Origin of the sequence: Janthinobacterium sp. NKUCC08_JDC, from assembly GCF_019345575.1 — a bacterium.
In the GTDB taxonomy this organism is placed as follows: Bacteria; Pseudomonadota; Gammaproteobacteria; order Burkholderiales; family Burkholderiaceae_D; genus Janthinobacterium; species Janthinobacterium aestuarii.
Genome location: NZ_JAHKQW010000063.1, coordinates 1 through 234, shown reverse-complemented (window position 1 = coordinate 234; position 234 = coordinate 1). Strand labels below are relative to the sequence as shown.

The following is a 234-nucleotide window of genomic DNA, read 5'->3' as shown; positions in this document are numbered from 1 at the left end:
TTCCCGGGGGATTAGCTCAGCTGGGAGAGCACCTGCTTTGCAAGCAGGGGGTCGTCGGTTCGATCCCGTCATCCTCCACCAAAGTTTTACTCGAAAGTGCAAATGTAAGCCGTCAGGTTTAGATTTGATCTTTTAGCGATCAAAGCTGTTTCGTTCTTTAACAATCTGGAAGAAGTAAAGATTATTTATTGATCGGTTTGCCGTAAAAAGCGAATCGATGGGTAATGATTGTAT

General features: G+C 44.0%; 1 tRNA gene. It reads left to right on the top strand.

From position 1 onward, the window contains the following. The first annotated feature begins 5 nt into the window (after positions 1-5). A tRNA-Ala gene (locus KO538_RS29125) sits at positions 6-81 on the top strand. The last annotated feature ends 153 nt before the right edge of the window (positions 82-234 follow it).